This window comes from Citrobacter sp. wls613 (assembly GCF_005281195.1).
GTDB classification, from domain to species: Bacteria; Pseudomonadota; Gammaproteobacteria; order Enterobacterales; family Enterobacteriaceae; genus Citrobacter; species Citrobacter gillenii.
This window is the reverse complement of record NZ_SZXN01000064.1, coordinates 152,146-166,473: the sequence shown is the minus strand read 5'-3', so window position 1 is coordinate 166,473 and position 14,328 is coordinate 152,146. Positions and strand designations below refer to the sequence as shown.

At 51.0% G+C, this 14,328-nt stretch carries 22 protein-coding genes; 16 read left to right on the top strand and 6 right to left on the bottom strand.

Annotation, left to right across the window (positions count from 1 at the left end; all coding sequences use genetic code 11):
• Window positions 1-6: 6 nt before the first annotated feature.
• From FDX01_RS14725 to FDX01_RS14720, 3 genes are all read right to left on the bottom strand, one after another.
• Window positions 7-3,294, bottom strand: a complete 3,288-nt coding sequence (locus FDX01_RS14725) for a RecE family exodeoxyribonuclease (RefSeq protein WP_137400021.1) — start codon at window positions 3,292-3,294, stop codon at window positions 7-9.
• Between the two features lie 139 nt (window positions 3,295-3,433).
• Window positions 3,434-3,595: a YdaE family protein gene (locus FDX01_RS23085; protein ID WP_057064861.1), complete on the bottom strand. Its 162-nt coding sequence runs from the start codon at window positions 3,593-3,595 to the stop codon at window positions 3,434-3,436.
• Window positions 3,596-3,606: 11 nt separating this feature from the next.
• Window positions 3,607-3,813, bottom strand: coding sequence for a hypothetical protein (locus FDX01_RS14720; RefSeq protein ID WP_016156718.1), 207 nt, complete (start codon window positions 3,811-3,813; stop codon window positions 3,607-3,609).
• A 312-nt stretch (window positions 3,814-4,125) separates the two neighbouring features.
• On the opposite strand from FDX01_RS14720, the gene FDX01_RS14715 reads away from it, so the two are divergent.
• Window positions 4,126-4,350 carry a hypothetical protein gene (locus FDX01_RS14715; protein WP_137400020.1) on the top strand — a complete coding sequence of 75 codons (225 nt, stop codon included), beginning with the start codon at window positions 4,126-4,128 and terminating at the stop codon, window positions 4,348-4,350.
• A gap of 21 nt (window positions 4,351-4,371) precedes the next feature.
• Here the strand turns inward: FDX01_RS14715 and FDX01_RS14710 are convergent, their stop codons facing one another.
• The 3 genes from FDX01_RS14710 to FDX01_RS14700 are packed head-to-tail and all read right to left on the bottom strand — an operon-like array spanning window position 4,372 to window position 5,980.
• On the bottom strand, window positions 4,372-4,857 hold the full coding sequence (locus tag FDX01_RS14710) for a hypothetical protein (protein WP_137400019.1): 486 nt from the start codon (window positions 4,855-4,857) through the stop codon (window positions 4,372-4,374).
• Window positions 4,850-5,233, bottom strand: coding sequence for a hypothetical protein (locus FDX01_RS14705; RefSeq protein ID WP_137398756.1), 384 nt, complete (start codon window positions 5,231-5,233; stop codon window positions 4,850-4,852). The genes FDX01_RS14710 and FDX01_RS14705 overlap by 8 nt, the downstream gene beginning before the upstream one ends.
• Before the next feature lie 60 nt (window positions 5,234-5,293).
• A complete protein-coding gene (locus tag FDX01_RS14700; protein ID WP_249360990.1) occupies window positions 5,294-5,980 on the bottom strand; it encodes a helix-turn-helix transcriptional regulator in 687 nt (228 codons plus the stop codon).
• Window positions 5,981-6,110: 130 nt separating this feature from the next.
• Between FDX01_RS14700 and FDX01_RS14695 the strand changes: the two genes are divergently transcribed.
• The 15 genes from FDX01_RS14695 (at window position 6,111) to FDX01_RS14615 (ending at window position 13,978) form a co-directional block, all read left to right on the top strand.
• Complete coding sequence (locus FDX01_RS14695) at window positions 6,111-6,341, top strand: helix-turn-helix domain-containing protein (protein WP_115258197.1); 231 nt, start codon at window positions 6,111-6,113, stop codon at window positions 6,339-6,341.
• 17 nt (window positions 6,342-6,358) lie between these two features.
• On the top strand, window positions 6,359-6,898 hold the full coding sequence (locus tag FDX01_RS14690) for a toxin YdaT domain-containing protein (protein ID WP_137400018.1): 540 nt from the start codon (window positions 6,359-6,361) through the stop codon (window positions 6,896-6,898).
• Window positions 6,899-6,983: 85 nt separating this feature from the next.
• Window positions 6,984-7,175: a ClpX C4-type zinc finger protein gene (locus FDX01_RS14685; RefSeq protein ID WP_106672016.1), complete on the top strand. Its 192-nt coding sequence runs from the start codon at window positions 6,984-6,986 to the stop codon at window positions 7,173-7,175.
• Between the two features lie 16 nt (window positions 7,176-7,191).
• The gene (locus tag FDX01_RS14680; RefSeq protein ID WP_170974779.1) at window positions 7,192-8,082 is read left to right on the top strand and encodes a hypothetical protein; all 891 of its coding nucleotides are present in this window, start codon (window positions 7,192-7,194) and stop codon (window positions 8,080-8,082) included.
• Between the two features lie 2 nt (window positions 8,083-8,084).
• A complete protein-coding gene (locus FDX01_RS14675; protein ID WP_137400017.1) occupies window positions 8,085-8,834 on the top strand; it encodes an ATP-binding protein in 750 nt (249 codons plus the stop codon).
• A gap of 18 nt (window positions 8,835-8,852) precedes the next feature.
• A complete protein-coding gene (locus FDX01_RS14670; RefSeq protein WP_137400016.1) occupies window positions 8,853-9,164 on the top strand; it encodes a hypothetical protein in 312 nt (103 codons plus the stop codon).
• Window positions 9,161-9,658 (top strand): hypothetical protein, encoded by a 498-nt coding sequence (locus tag FDX01_RS14665; protein ID WP_137400015.1) that lies wholly within the window; start codon window positions 9,161-9,163, stop codon window positions 9,656-9,658. Before FDX01_RS14670 ends, FDX01_RS14665 begins: the two co-directional genes overlap by 4 nt.
• Window positions 9,655-9,855: a hypothetical protein gene (locus FDX01_RS14660; RefSeq protein ID WP_137400014.1), complete on the top strand. Its 201-nt coding sequence runs from the start codon at window positions 9,655-9,657 to the stop codon at window positions 9,853-9,855. The genes FDX01_RS14665 and FDX01_RS14660 overlap by 4 nt, the downstream gene beginning before the upstream one ends.
• Window positions 9,852-10,280, top strand: coding sequence for an ead/Ea22-like family protein (locus FDX01_RS14655; protein WP_137400013.1), 429 nt, complete (start codon window positions 9,852-9,854; stop codon window positions 10,278-10,280). Before FDX01_RS14660 ends, FDX01_RS14655 begins: the two co-directional genes overlap by 4 nt.
• 275 nt (window positions 10,281-10,555) lie before the next feature.
• Window positions 10,556-11,464: a hypothetical protein gene (locus tag FDX01_RS23870; protein WP_170974778.1), complete on the top strand. Its 909-nt coding sequence runs from the start codon at window positions 10,556-10,558 to the stop codon at window positions 11,462-11,464.
• A gap of 154 nt (window positions 11,465-11,618) precedes the next feature.
• Window positions 11,619-12,218 (top strand): DUF1367 family protein, encoded by a 600-nt coding sequence (locus FDX01_RS14635; RefSeq protein ID WP_137400011.1) that lies wholly within the window; start codon window positions 11,619-11,621, stop codon window positions 12,216-12,218.
• Window positions 12,218-12,424, top strand: a complete 207-nt coding sequence (locus FDX01_RS14630; protein WP_048231655.1) for a hypothetical protein — start codon at window positions 12,218-12,220, stop codon at window positions 12,422-12,424. The genes FDX01_RS14635 and FDX01_RS14630 overlap by 1 nt, the downstream gene beginning before the upstream one ends.
• A 2-nt stretch (window positions 12,425-12,426) precedes the next feature.
• A complete protein-coding gene (locus FDX01_RS14625) occupies window positions 12,427-13,035 on the top strand; it encodes a recombination protein NinG (RefSeq protein ID WP_060683712.1) in 609 nt (202 codons plus the stop codon).
• Entirely contained in the window at window positions 13,032-13,172 is a 141-nt protein-coding gene (locus tag FDX01_RS14620) for a YlcG family protein (RefSeq protein ID WP_001664172.1), read from the top strand. Before FDX01_RS14625 ends, FDX01_RS14620 begins: the two co-directional genes overlap by 4 nt.
• Window positions 13,169-13,978 (top strand): antitermination protein, encoded by an 810-nt coding sequence (locus FDX01_RS14615; protein ID WP_060682531.1) that lies wholly within the window; start codon window positions 13,169-13,171, stop codon window positions 13,976-13,978. Before FDX01_RS14620 ends, FDX01_RS14615 begins: the two co-directional genes overlap by 4 nt.
• Window positions 13,979-14,328: the final 350 nt, after the last annotated feature.

Sequence of the window (14,328 nt, the reverse complement as noted above, 5' to 3'; positions counted from 1 at the left end):
TTCCCCTTATGCCTGAGTACGCAGCGCTTCAAGGCGGCGCAGGTCGAAGTCGTTCAGTTCGTCGGTGTAATCAGCGGTGATCGGCGCTGGCCATTCGCCAGTGTCAAAGCCGGTGGCGATAGCGCGCATAGATTTGCGGTACTCGAGCATGCCCAGCTCCAGCAGTTCGGCGGATGCCTCGATGATGGCGATCCAGTGGTAGTTCTCGTCTTTGTTGACGAAAATCCAGAAGAACTGGTCCAGTGCTGCGGTCTCGCAATACATGGCGGCGCTCAGGTGATAGTCACGGTCGATGATTTCCCGGTGCAGTTTGGCGCGAAGGCCTTCCTGCTTAACGTTCCACATGCTGATGGTTTTCAGGTCGGCACCAATGCGCACGCCGTCCAGGTCGATCTCCAGATCCGGACGAACGCGGACTTCCAGACCGGTTTCATCGTCAAAGCCAAAATAGCTGACCTCAACGGCGCGACTCGGGTGCTGAAGCAGCATCCCGGCGGTTGGGTGCTGTAGCAGGGCTTTCTGAATGCTCAGTGCAGTGCTCAGTTGCTGACGGGTGACCAGCACTTTTCCTTGCGGATTCTCGCGCCAAGCATCAAGCAGTTCGTCGGCAAAGACAGCGTCCGGGTTAACAGACTTCACGGCCTGAATCAGATCAGCTTTGGTACCGGACACTTTCAGCGGTTGCGGCTTCTGCGCTTCCTGCGCCACTAGGTCGGGATTGATGATTGCCAGCTGCTCGAGTAACGCATCACGGCTACCACTGGTTTTCACCTGGGCAGGCAGAGTGGCGTTGTATTCCTTGATGCAGGCTTTCATCGCCGCTGCGGTCTGCTTCTGGTCCGCTTCGATCCGCTGGTACTCTTCGGGCAGAGACATGTAGCTCTGGCCCGTTTCCTCGACTGAACCACCCAGTGGCACCTGAGCAGGCAGAGTGGCGTTGTATTCTTCCAGCAGCGCTTTGATGTCGTCGGCGCTCAATTGCGCTGGCAGGCTGGCGTTGTACTCATCGATAAACGCGCGGATTGTTGCCGTTGTGGTGAACGCGCCTTCCGGGATTATCGGTTCAACGCTGAACTCTTCATCGAGCTGCTCTGGCTGCAACGCAAGGCCGTGCACCAGGTTACCCATGTCCAGTACCGGAGAACGCTCTTTGGTGATCGTTTTGGCGACGTGACGCGCATTGAAGTACATCAGCGAAACACGTGCGTCTTTCACCTGGGTAGAGCTGATTCCGTTCGCTGCGTGATAAACCTCGTTCGGTAGACCTTCATAGCGACCTGGCTCGAAGTAAGCGGGGTAAACAACAGCTGGTTCGTCAGATTGCGCTTCTGGCTCGGTTTGTGCTGCAACTGGTTCGGTTTGGTTTACAGAATCGCTGTTTTGGGCGACAGAATCCGCATTCAGGTTTACATCGGCTTGCTGGCTGGTATGTGACTCTTCACCAGTTTCCACACTGCTCTTGCCTGTATGCAGCGCATCACCAGCCTGTTTTTCATCACTGACAGTTTCTTGAACCTGCACATTGCTGGTGGTTTCCTCATTAAGTGGTGAACGGTCATCTATTTTTGGTTGTTGATCACCCATCAGGCCTTCAATAGAGAACACACCGCCGCCGAGGTTCTCGACCTGAGGTTGCGCAGCTACTTCCTCGGCGCGGCGGCGCGCGCCTTCTTCACGTACACGCTGCAGGTTCTCTTCGTGAGTGCAAAAGGATTTGCGAGACGGCTCGACGCTTTCAGGGGCGGAGGACATTTCCGTTGCCGCAGGTGCTGCTTCAGACAATGGCAATAACTCAACCGCTGAATTGAACTCAGCTGTCATGGTCTGGTTAACGAACTCCAGATGAGCAGCCGGCGTCAGGTGAATATTTTCCGGCGCGATGCGAACCAGATTGAAGATGGCAGCGCGATTGACCGACAGAACGCCAGGCTGATTGCGCAGGATGCTGCTCCATGATTTCCACGGTTGTTCTTTGTTGGCCACTATCTCTTTGGCGCGGCGGTGGATGCTGCCCGGGATTTCAAGATGGTTAAAGTCCATTGGGAGCAGGGCGCAGGCAATCTCTAAATCCAGAGTATCCAGCGTGTGGTGTGCGCCTTCGCCACGGTCAGTGACATATCCGCCGTCGGCGTTGGTACCGGAATCGGTGCGCTGAACATTGCTGATGCGGTTACCGGCGGCCCATTCGCGCGCCAGGATGCCACGGTCGATGTAATCAGTTTTGAACCACACCGTCAGGAACTGGATCACTGTTGCCAGCTCCGGTCTTTTACCGTCGACAGGGAAGACTTTCTTAACGGCATTCACGACTTTATGAATATCGTGCTCAATGGCTTTTTTGAATGCTTCCACATTTTCAGCAGCCAGCAGCAGGTTTTGGGCGTACGCGTTATCAGTGTCCATCTCAAGGCGGACAATCTCGTTTTTCTGCCCAGCGTCGACGTGATAGAGATATTCACCATCACCGATGAACTGAGCCAGTACGCGCTGACGGAATGGCAGGGTGGCAACGACGATCAGGTTCGGCTGCTCTGGCTGCTGAGATTGTTCTTCGGGACCGACTTCATCACCAACGCTGGTGGTTTCAGTTTTGAGCAGAGGAAACTTTCCACTGCGCCAGTCTTCAACCAGTTGATTGCGATCACCTGCTTCTGCGTTCACCCAGTCAGACATGAAAGCAGCGATCACTTCAGGTTCATGCTCTTCACCCTGTTCGAAGATGTCTTTAATCGCCTGAATCATTTTCCACTCAGCATTAAGACTGAGTTCGCCAACTTCAGGAACATCATTTTTAACCTGCAGCAAGTTCTGGAGATAGGTATTGCTTTCGTCCAGTGACATTTCGCTGGCATCCAGCTGCTGCTCTTTAGTGACGTGAGTCTGGTACTTATCGCTCATCAGATGGAAGGCAAAACGGACTGCTGGAGTGCGGTTTTCTAACGATACATTCTCGTCAGAAGTCGCTACTTCATCGGTATTTTTTACATCGGCAGGGATAGTGGTGACAACGTCGCCAGCGGCCTTTGGCAGCCAGGTGCGCCCGTCGTCCTGTAGTTCATAACGATCACACCAAGTGAAATCAACTTCACCTTCTTCTGGCAGGTCATCAACAACCGGGAAGTCAGTGCGAATTGGTTTGGTGTAGTCCTTGCCGCGGCCGGTTTCGATGCCAGCATCTTCCAGTGCAACATCCAGCTGCAGGTTGGCGCGAGCCTCGGTTTTAGCAGTGAACCAAATCACTGCATCTTGCTTTCCGGATTTCTGAGTGGCTTTAACCACATAAAAGAATTCCATGTGAGATCCTCATTTTTGGGTGTTAGAATCCCCGGGCCATTGATAGCGCCCATTGGGTTAACTTTGGTTTTGATGTTGTTTCCGGTGTAACTTTGGTCGGTGCCACCGGACGTAGATCCCGCCTTGCGCGGGGTGTACGTTAGCCTTCGTGAGCCATCTGGTCGTGCGAAGCGCAACGTCTGGAACAGTACTCTTTCTCTTTGCGCGCCAGCAGTGAGCCGTTGCGATAGAGAAGGGTACTTTTGATTACTTCTTCCGGTTTAACCGGCTTGCTGCAGTAACCGCATTTCTTGTCTTGCATGACGCTCTCCGTTAATGGCTGAGGCCATTCCCCAGACCGTTCAGATAAACTTCAACCAGCAAATCCCTGGTGTAAGTCATCTCAACGCCGCGATGCAGATACAAACGACCACGAGCATTAGCTGATGCCGTCCAGGTTGAATCCTTGTGTTTGACGAGCATTCCAGGCTGAACTGCGCCGCGGTTTACCGTCTGTGTACCGTAGTGCTGATGAACCATGATGTTCTCCACTATTGCTGAGTGAACTTCGCTGGTGGTGCCGTGGTGCTGATCTTCACAGTTGAGCGATTTAACTCTGCAGTTCACCACCGCGAAGCTCACTTCTGTTTTGCCTTATAGCCGGCCAGCTGAGCGTTAAACCTTATGCGCTTAGTGTTTCGCGATGAGGTGATGATAGCTAAGGCGATTTATTTTATCAATCGCTTAAACGATAATATGGTGATTTTGTCGATTGCTATTTGATTTATAAAGCGATTTATTTTTGTGTTAGATGCGTGATATGCTCAAAAAAACACCAGAGAGGGGATTGTTATGGGCTTAGGTATGGATATGTCACGTGATGAATTGCTGGAAGATCGCGCAGCTTTCATCTCTGGCGAGATTGGTGGGGCGGTGGTTGAGTTAATTATTGATGGGGTAGTGATTAGTCGGGATGCGATTGTGGATAGCCTGGAAGCCAAGAGGAAGACGGTGGGCAATGTGATTCACAAGGGGGTTTTGAGGGATGCGGCGGAGTTCTTGAGGAAAGGACAGTAAAAACCCGGCGCGGTGGCCGGGTTATTTATTATTTTGTGGTGCTGGTGCTGGTGCTGGTGCTGGTGCTGGTGCTGGCTGGATTATTTCGACTGGTTTTAGGTAGGTTTGCACTTGAGGAAGTGCAAGGATAACCGCCAGTAGCGCCAGGATGGCGCCAACCATCCACTGAAGAGTTGCAGATGTGGTTTTCAGCCCATCAATCTGCCCCTTTAACCCAGTTACTTCGCCATTAACGCCTGAAATCTGCGCTTTAATTTCAGACATAGATGTATTCATTGCAGAAAACTGCTGCGCTTGAAAGGCTCGAAACTCAGCCATCTCGCGTCGCATCTCGGCGGCAACTACATCCACCTCTGCTTTGTTTTGAGCCATTCTAGCGTCAAGTTCATCTTTGCTCATAGCGACCAAATCACCATCTTCAGCATCTTTCCTGGAACGGATGTTATCCTTTTCAACCTCTTGTGGGAACAGGTATTGTACATTCTCATAATCAAACACGTCATTCATCAGTATGAGACTCTTTTTCCTTTTGTATCCAGTGAGTAACTTTGGGGGCTACATAGCTCATTGTGAATCCGCAGTTCTTGCAAGTCGTCCTAAAAAAAATATCGGATCCAACGATTATATCTAATTCGGAATACCCGTAGTGAATTTTCATGAACGTATACTTTTCAAAAATGCCTTCTGGGTCAATTAGTTGATCTTCTGGCGAGAGTGAGTCAGGCAATCTGTTCGTTGTTAAAGCGACAAGCTCGTGACTACCACAAGAAAGACATTTTTTACTGGCACCCACAGCATTCAGATAAGCAGAAAATTGCTCAACAGTTACACATTCTAATTGAGGTCGTATTTTTTCAAGGTATTTAGAGCTTTTGTTTTTCATCAGCCACCTCCTTTTTCATTTGAATGGATGAATCATAAAGATGAAGCAGACATTTCCTTTCTACCCATGCTTACGGTAGGTCTGCGGCATGCTGCCGATCACCTTTCCGAAGACGAAAATCTTGTTCATCTCTTCCTTCTCAATTGGCTCCCACGGGCGATAGGTCTGGTTGTCTGAGATTACCAGTAGTTTGTCTTTCATCTTCTGAAGTCGCTTAACATGAGCTGTTTCGTCGTACAGGAAAGCGTAAATTCCATCACCATCAAAGTGTTGGATGCTGATATCGACAAAAAGCAGATCACCCGGCTCTATCGTGCCAGACATGCTGTCTCCGCGGACGTTGATGATGCGGATCTGCTCCTGTTTACGTCCGTTAAACATGTGCCTGGCTTCTTCAACCGGATACTCAACAGAATGTAGGATCTCTACGAACTCGTTATTTATAGCCCCTGGCCCCGCGCTAACCGTAAAGTCGAGAACCTCAATCCGGAATACGTTGAAGCTCTTTATACCTCCATTGGTTTTTTCCGGCTGCTGACCATCATTACGCATCGGTCCGGTTCCAGTGGAAAGCCATTCGGGGCGAACATTGAGAACAGATGCTATCTCGACTGTTTTTCTTGAGCTTGACGCACCATTTAGCAGCTTGTTAACACTTGACTGTGCCATGCCAACGGCCTTAGCGAGCTTGCCCTGTGTATAACCCGCCTCAGTCATTGCGCGATCTAACCGCTCAGAAAAACTCATTAAAGATACTCCCCTAATAACCTTCATAAATATTATCGCTGCGGCGATGAATAAGCAAAAAATCGCATAGGCGATTGACATTCGTTAGAGCGATACACATAATCAATCAAAATTGATAGAAGGAGCGATTATGAAAAACTCTGCTGTAGAAAAAGCGATTGCAATCGCCGGTAGTCAGAAAGAGCTAGCGAAGCGATGTGGTAAGGCCCAATCCACGATCTGTGACTGGTTAAATGGGAAAAAACAAATATCCCCGATCCATGTTCCTGTTTTGGTAAGAGCCAGCGAAGGACAGATTCAGGCTCATGAATTCCGTCCCGACCTTCCTGAATTGTTTCCGCATCCACATGCAGCCGCTTAACCATCAAGGGACCACAAATGCAATCACTTACGTTTTACCAGGATACAGGATCGCTGCAGCAGGCGGTGATAAATCGCGCTCAAGCGCAGAAAGGACCGAGGCATGAAGATATTCGAGATGCCGTTCGCTCATGGGCGGGTGTAGATGGTCAGGATGTCGTTTCTGCTCTGATCATCGAAGAGTACCAGGCGCAAGGGGGAGACGAGATCACTTTCCCTGATGACCTCAGCCGACAGCGTCAGAAGCTTTTCCGCTTCCTGGACAACCATTTCAACAGTGAAAGATACCGCGAGAACGTCCGCCAGCTGACTCCGGCAATTCTTGCTGTTCTGCCGCTCAAGTACCGCAACCGTCTGCTACCAGAAGACAACGTTATGGCTCGTCTGGCGCGTATGGAGAAAGAAACCAGCGAAGCGAAGATAGCCGTCGCGATGGATGCTCCACGTCATCAGAAGCTGAAAGAGTTGAGCGAGGGGATCGTGGAGATGTACCGCGTTGACCCTGGCTTAACCGGGCCGCTGATGGAGATGGTGCAGATGATGCTGGGGGCTATATGACCGGTTCAAAAATGGCGAAAGCCGCGGTGCGCGAACACCAACGGCTTTCTGGTGCAATTCATTGCGAAATCATTGCGGGGTAAGTATGTCAGCAACCAGTACCAATGTAAATATCCAGCCAACCCATAAGTGCTCTTTTTGCGGAAAGACGAATGTCGAAATTGCTGGCGTTCTCGTCGTTGGGGATGGCGTCTCAATCTGTCAGGAATGCGTTTTTTTGTGCGTCGAGATCGTCTTTAAGCACTCCGCCAGAACTGACGAACCGACAGTAATTTAAGCATTCAGGGGTTTTTATGCGTGATTACGGCAAGGTGCATACATCTTTTTGGATAAGCGATGGAATGCGTCGGGTTTCTGATGATGCCCGTTTGCTCGCGCTGTATCTGCTCACGGGGCAACACACGAACATGATTGGTTGTTTTCGACTGCCTGATGGATACGTTTCGGAAGACCTCAACTGGACATCTGAAAGGGTTGCGAAAGGGTTTGATGAGCTATCTATGAACGGTTTTGCAACGCGTGATTTTGCCTCGAAATGGGTCCTTATTCGGAACTTCATGAGCTGGAACCCAGTTGAGAACCCTAATCAGGGTATAGCGGCTATGCGTTTGTTTTCTCAAGTGCCGGATAAATCTTCGGTGAAGCCAGAACTGGCGCGGGTTATGGCTGATGCGATAGCTCACATTGGTGGCTTGAAGCTAAAGGGTTCAGAAAGGGTTCTTGAACCGTTCCTTAACCAGGAACAGGAACAGGAACAGGAACAGGAACAGGAAGAAGAAAACACTTTGGGGCATGGCTCCGCCACACCCCCAGAGAGTGATGATTCTTCCGATGATGAGACGCCACCAAAAAAAAATGCCTATCCGGATGACTTCGAGCAGGCGTGGTCGATTTATCCAAAACGCGCTGGAGGAAATAGCAAGGCCGACGCCTGCAAAGCCTGGAACGCCAGAGTTAACTCAGGAGCTACAGCTCAGGAGTTGCTCAACGGTACACAGCGATATGCCGAGTTCGTGAAAGCTACGGGGAAACTTAACACCGAGTACGTGAAACAGGCCGCAACGTTCTTTGGCCCCTCGAAGCACTACGAGGAAGCCTGGGAAGTGACTGCATCGTCAGGTATGCGGGATCTGAATACGATTTCCCGACCAGATAAAACCATCCCAACCGGATTCAGGGGGTAACGGTGAAAAACATTGTTAATTCCGGCAGTGCTCTTGAGCGCCTGAAAAAACTCATACCGCCAGGCGTTCAGCCTAAGTTCACCAGCGCAGCAGAGCTTCTGGCGTGGCAACGGGAAGAAGGACTGAAACATTGCGAAGAGCTCGACAAGCTGAATCAGAAAGCGCGTACAGAGAAAATCTTCGGTCGCTCTGGCATCCAGAGCCTGCATCGCAGCTGCACGTTCGCCAACTACGAAGTATCCGGTGAGCAACAGCGCAAGGCCTACACCATGGCGAAAAGCTACGCGCAGAACTTTGGTGCTGGCTTTGCGAGTTTTGTATTCAGTGGCGGCCCTGGTACCGGGAAAAACCATCTGGCAGCGGCAATCGGGAATCATCTCCTGTCCGGTGGTCAATCTGTGCTGGTGGTGACAATTCCTGACCTGATGCTGCGCGTTCGCGAGTGCTACGACGGTGGTCAGTCAGAGGCTTCACTTCTGGATGACCTCTGCAAAGTCGATCTGCTGGTGCTGGATGAAGTCGGTATTCAGCGTGGAAGTAACGGCGAGAAAGTCATTCTGAATCAGGTTATCGACCGTCGCCTGTCGTCGATGCGTCCGGTGGGGATCCTGACAAACCTGAACCACGACGAGCTTCTCGTGGCGTTGGGTGCGCGGGTTATCGACCGTCTCCAGATGGATGGCGGAATGTGGGTGAACTTTGACTGGGGCAGCTATCGCAAGAACGTTAGCCATCTCCGGATCGTTAAATAACTTCGAGGGCAAATCACTATGGCAAGCAAATCATTGTGGGCAATCGTCGATTTCCTTCGGGTTAACCAGACCATAACGCCTCGTCAGGTTCAGAGCCTGCTGGGATGTGACAGTAAGAAATCGCACAACCTGCTGCTTCACCTGGTACGCAGAGCGGTAGTAATCCGCACTGGCGAGCCACATCGCCCGGTCTATTCACTTCAGCCCGGCGGGGAGCTGAACATCAAGCAGCTCAAATCGAGCATGAGCAAAAACATGGTCGCATCAGTTTGCCGTACAAGTCCGGCTATGCAGCGTGTACTGGCATTTTACGGGAGAGCTTCAGCATGAGCAGCAGAGAAAATATTGAACGCTGGGTTTCTGAGATTGATGAAGATGGAATGTGTGACATTAGTGACAATCAGGTAACTGCGTTGATTCGTGATTACAACTGCATGGCAGTACAGCTCGCTAACGCCGAGAGCAAGTGCAGGGAGCTGGCGGCGGAGAATGAAAAGCAGCTGACGCATAGCGAGGCACTGGCGGTCGATAATGCAGCATTGCGTGAAGTTGTTGAGCGCATGGTTAACCAATTTGCAATGAGCGGTATTTCTCCAGAGGAGAAGTCAATCAATCCAGCTAAATCACTAATGTTTGATGCTAAATCAGCATTATTTATGCCGACCACCGACGCCTTCCTGGCTGAAGTGCGGGCTAGTGGTGTGGAGATTTACGCCGAGCATTTGACCCGCAAAGCCATCGCAAGCGGAGAGAATAAAAATCATGCCTACGCATACTTAGCCGCTAACTTCGCCGCCCAACTTCGCAAAGGAGTGCAGTCATGAGCATGATGGATTTCGAAGAAACTAAAAAGGCGATCGACGCCATCACAACCGACTGGTCTATCCGAGGACCGTATCACGAAGACGACGGGAAATATTACGCCTTGCTTCGTGGAGAGTGGGTTGGTGGCGGGCATATCGGAAAACGGAAAGCCCTTGATGCCATTCTCGAAAAGTTAACCCAGGAGGCAGCCCAATGACAGCACTCAACAAACAGGCGCTGCGTGAAGCGGCGCAGGAAGAAATAATGCTCCGCTCTGTCAGTGACACCTCTGACTCTTGGCAGGATGAAGCAAGCCCGGAAGCTGTTCTGGCGCTACTGAATGAGCTGGAAGTCTCACAAAAGCTGGCAACTCAGCAGGGGAATATTGCCGTTGAACTTTTTGACGAGGTAACCCGTTTGCAACGCAGTGCTGACGATAAAGCACCAGAACTGCGCGAACAACTGGAATCCGCAGAGAAGCGCATAGCAGAACTGGAGGCGCGGACAGTGACGCTGCCCCAATATCGCAATTCACCGGACATGCACACAAAACAGTTTTATGAGGCTATCGGATTTAATCAGGGGCTTGATATTTTCATAGAAGCACTCCGCGCCGCTGGCATTGGCGTGAAGGGGGAGTGAGAGATGAGCAAATTTACAGACGTACATGACCTGTTAACCGCGTACCAGAAACAAGCTCGGAAGATACCACCTAAGGGTGTTTATGCTTCAAGACATCGTCAGGTTGAGGTAAACGCGGCCCACGTGCGAAAGATAATGCGTAAGCGTCGGCGGTCAGTCGGCAAGTCAAATAAACTCGGCTTTCGCTTTACGGCAGAAATGCGAGTAGCACTGATTTGCGACATGAACTTCTACGCGTTGGTATGTCGCTCTAACCGTAAGCAGGAGTATGCAGCATGACAACTAACCACCCGGCGCACGGTCCTGTATCACTCGATCGCCTGCACCAGATACGCGAAATACTCAGCAAAGCAGCAGCACAAAGCGACGGAGGTAATCTCGGCTACGCAATGGCTGATGCTGTGAAGGTGATTGATGAAGTCCTGAATGCTGAGCCGGTGGCGTACATGACATACAAGGGCTATCTACTGCATGCGGCTGACCCTAAACTGGCAGAATATAGCGAGCCGATGCCACTCTACGCAGCACCACAGTTACCGCAGCCAGCGGTGTTATCAGTGTCTGAGGGCGTGCTTAAAAGCCTCTTACCCGATGTTGAGAAGTCCGAGTTCTGGTTTGAGCATAATGGGAAAATCTTTTTTGAAGGTGTGAGGTTTAACAATGCGGTATTTGAAGCCTGCCGCGCCGCCATGCTTCAGTCGTTCGGTAATTCCGAAAAACTTGACGAAGTTGGCTCATGGAATAACCACATGAACACTCCCACCGATAAACCAGCAATCAATACTGACGAGTTGCTTAAACACATCGAAGGCATGGAAGTATCAGTAGACGTCAGCACCTGTGATGCAGATGCTGGCCATCGTTATTTCGGCACTGTAACTGAAATATCTGAACTGGATACAGCAAGGAATGGCTACATCCTGTTGGTTCAGGATGCGAAGCCAAACTTCAAACCGGCTGGCAACTCTCCGGCAACTCCGGATGGTTGGCAGTTGGTTCCAAAAGAGCCAACGGAGGCTATGAATAAAGCAGGATGGGCAGCAATGAACGAACATGATGCCATTAACCCGACATACAGGGCTATGCTCGCAGCAGCACCTCAGCAGGACGTGAGGTTAGCATTGGAAATCGGCATGTCCCGTTACGCAGGTGCTATGCAAAAGCTCGTAGACTCTGGTGATTGATATAACCTGCCATACAAGCGATATGTGAATTCCCATATCGACAATATAACCCGCTACGGCGGGTTTTTTCTTGCATTGATTTTCCATTATCAACTGTACATAATGTCAGTGTCAGTCTGAGCAACTGACAACCTTATGCGCCACGGAGAGCACCATGGCGCACGAACTACATCTCATTAAGCATCAATCAGGAATCCTGATCGCGGCCACGCCGGAGACCAGTGATATTCTGCAATCAAAATTCAAACTCGGCGCCGTGCTGGTGGCTGAGTTCCGGCAGGTACGCAACCCGGCCTTTCATCGTCGCTTCTTCGCGTTACTCAATCTCGGTTTCGAATACTGGGAACCCACCGGCGGGGCTATCTCCTCCAACGAACGCAAGCTGGTAACCGGCTATGCCAAGTTTCTTGCCTCATTCGCGGGAAGTGAAGCTGCACTCCTGGATGCAGCTGAGCAATATCTTGACCGTATCGCAGATAAGCGTGCCGGTAGTATCAGCATCTGCAAATCCTATGACGCATACCGTGCATGGGTGATCATCGAGTCTGGCCACTACGACGCCATACAGCTTCCCGACGGCACCCTTCGCAAACACCCCCGCAGTATCGCCTTCGCCAACATGGACGAAACCGAGTTCCAGCAACTGTACAAAGCCGCGCTCGATGTTCTGTGGCGCTGGGTATTGTCCCGGGCATTCAAGACTCAGCGAGAAGCGGAAAACGCCGCATCGCAGCTCATGAGCTTTGCGGGGTGATGGCGATGAAATATTCCTGGTTCCACCATCACGAATGCACAACCGAACAGGCAAACGAGCTGGTGGCGAGTTATCGCCGTCGTGGCGCCACAGTAGAACGCAGCCTGAACCGCGACAACATCACCTGGACCGTCAGCGTTCAGCTGCCGGAAAGCGAGAAAGCGCCGCGCCCGAGTAAGGTCTGGCAAAACAGGGCGTGGGGTTGAGCATGGCTAAGCTACCGCGCCGTAAGTGCGCCAACAAAGAATGCCGCCAGTGGTTTCACCCGGTGCGTGATACGCAGACTGTCTGCGGTTATGAGTGCGCCAGCGCTGTCGGCAAAGAGCAGACCAGAAAAGCCCGTGAAGACGCTAAGCGCAAAGAGTCCGCCAAACAGCGCGCTACTGAGAAGAAAGAGCGAGCCGCCTGGCGCCAGCGTAAAGCTGCGGTTAAGCCGCTGAAGCACTGGGAAGATTTAACGCAGCGTGTAGTCAATGACTATATTCGCGAGCGTGACCATGATTTGCCATGCATCAGTTGTGGGACGTTCGACACCGTCCAGTGGGAAGCCGGGCATTACCGCTCACGTGGGAAAGCGTCACATCTCCGCTATCACGAAGACAATATCCGTAAACAGTGCCACCACTGTAACGTTCAGCTGTCGGGCAATCAGCAGCAGTACCGCCTTGGCCTTATAGAGAAAATTGGAGCTGAACGCGTTGAGGCGCTCGAAAACAATAACACCCCGCACCGATACACCATCGAAGAACTCGAAGCCATCAGAAAGCATTACAGCGCGCTGAGGCGACAACTCGTCAAAGCAAGGGAGGCCGCATGACATTTGAATCCTATTTTGCCGATCACCTCCGCGTTCGTTGGCAACGATTGCGCTTATATCACTTTCCCGGCTCTGTGCTGACGGACTACCGAATACTGAAGAATTACGTGAAAACTTATGCTGGAGAAACACGATGAACCTCGAATCAATCGCAAAATACTTTGCACCGAAGTCCCCGATGTTCAGTGACTCCTCGCGGGCAACAGCTACAGACAATCTCACTGGTACTGATGTGATGGCCGCGCTTGGCCTCGTTAATGCTAAGTGCGGATTTGGTTTCGATCTTTACCTGGCAAAAATTGGCATCAGCAGCCCGGAGCGGGCAATGGAGGCTCTATATGGTTCAGCCGTTGAGATATCACGACATTTCAGACCAGTTACTGAACTCGATGAAGGATTACGCCAACGAGTTCTCGAAATACTGTGCGCTTTTGCTTATCAGGATTACGCCCGTAGTGCGGCAAGCGTTCGCAAATGCGACTGTTGCGATGGGGACGGCTTTACCGAGGCAGATATTTTCACAAATAAAGTTCAGTACCCGGATGGGAAACCGCCTAAATGGGCAAAAATCACGAAGGGGGTTTGCCCGTCCTATTGGGAGGAATGGAAGTCGGTACGGGAGACTGCGCGCGTTTTATGCTCAGCCTGTAACGGAAAAGGTGTTATCAGCAATGCGTGTCGCTGCCATGGGAAAGGGAAGGTACTGGACAAGAAAGAAACGGAGATGCAGGGCGTGCCGGTTATGAAAGTTTGTGAGCGCTGCACAGGCAGAGGTTATGCCCGGCTTAAATTCTCTAATGTGCTGGAGGGTGTACGCACCGAATGGGATGTGAAGAAAACCACGGCTTATGACCACATCCAGCCATTATTCGAATTGTTGGTAGAAGAGTGTCATCGGCAGGAGGGATATGCGGACAGTGCGTTGAAATCTGTCACTCAGTAGTGATTTTTCCCATGAAAGGTAAATTTTAGAGAAGATAGATGTTGTGATATGCGGAATTTTCGTCTAGTATCAACTCTAACGCTGGGAATCCGTTCAATCGTTTCGACCAGCAAGAGAGCATCCGAACCCTGCGGTTAATCCCGTGGGGTTTTTGCGTTTCTGGAGCGTGAGTGTTCAGCTCATTGTCCAAAAGTGTTCAATTTTTGCGTTTGATGTGTTTTTTCATTCATGCAATATTTGACGAATAGCTATAAGTAAAACTTTGACCGTGCCTATTAGCCGCTGCTTCCCGTGATGTCAGCGGTTTTTTTTCATTAAAACAGGGCTGCCCATTGGCGGCCTTTTTAATT